The sequence below is a fragment of the Holdemanella sp. DFI.5.55 genome, from assembly GCF_020593575.1.
In the GTDB taxonomy this organism is placed as follows: Bacteria; Bacillota_I; Bacilli_A; order Erysipelotrichales; family Erysipelotrichaceae; genus Holdemanella; species Holdemanella hominis.
In genome coordinates, this window is the sequence record NZ_JAJDMK010000160.1 from 1 (window position 1) to 1,226 (window position 1,226).

At 36.0% G+C, this 1,226-nt stretch carries 1 protein-coding gene; it reads left to right on the forward strand.

Translation table 11 applies throughout. The features are described from left to right. Positions 1-1,072, forward strand: a 1,072-nt coding sequence (locus LJE08_RS13530; protein WP_227403520.1) for a plasmid recombination protein, incomplete at its 5' end; no start/stop codon positions are given. Positions 1,073-1,226 lie beyond the last annotated feature (154 nt).

Below are 1,226 nucleotides of genomic sequence, written 5' to 3' on the forward strand. Positions count from 1 at the left end.
ACAAGATATGGCTAATTCCATCAATCAGCGTATTCGATACGCAAAAGAACATGGAGCAAGAATCTCTACAAAAGGTCAAAATGATACAGTAATTGTTCGCCCTCTTATTCTTCAATTAGATGAAGAATCCATACAGGGGCATGAGGATACATGGGCATGGGATTTGATTCAGATATTAGAAGATATGTTTGGGAAAGAGAATGTCTTAGGATTCTCAATCCATAAAGACGAAACAAACGTACACATTCATGTATTATTTGTTCCCTGCTACGAGGAAAAGAAAACGAATGGTAAGGTCAAGTGTACCTTATCCCAAACAAAGTTTTTTAGGAATCCCAAACAGCTTGCAGGAATGCATAAGCATATACGCAAAGAATTATTGGATAATGGTTACAAGATTGAAAAAGATAATAAACCTATCGAGCAACAGCTTGCAGGATATTATGATAAACACGGTGTATGGCATCAGCAAGGCTTAACACCCGACCAATTAAAAGCAATTACCAATAGACATAAAGAATTAAACGAAAAGGAGCGTGAAATTATGCTGTCTAAAGAAGAATTAGATATCTTAGCGAAAGCTATGGAAGATGTACAAGAAAAAGCACAGGCAACACAGGAAAACTTGGAAACCAATATGAAATTATTCGAGTGCCAACAGGCAGATTTTGAAAATGAAAAAGCCACCTTACACACTCAAATGCAGACTGTATTAGCAGAAAAAGAAAAGTTGAATAAAATGCGTAAAGAAACCGATGAGATGTTAGAAAAGGTTTATTCTGTTTCTGATATGTGTAGTAAAATGATTGAGGAAGAACATAATCTGAATAAAGATTTTTTAGACTTCTTGGATAAACTCGGACGACAGACTAATATCCCTTTACGGCAAAACGTGGAAAAGCTGTTTAAACAATTCGATAGAGAGCGTAAAGAGCGATTAAAGAGAGCGTATGAAAAGCCTACTGCTCCTGAACGTCCTAACGTACGTAAACGTACAATGGATGATGTAATTGCAGAGCGTATCAGACAGAAAGAAGCAGAAAAGGCTAATAATGAGTTTGATTTCTTCTAAAGCTTAAAAAAGAGATACCCCATGTTGTATGAGGTATCCTAGTGGCAAGGCTCTTCATTTGTAGTAAATGTGTAGTAAAATTCAAGTGTTTTCTCTCTCAAAACAGCTTAACCCCTTGGTTTTACGCCACTTTTGAGAAAGTATTTAATTTTTC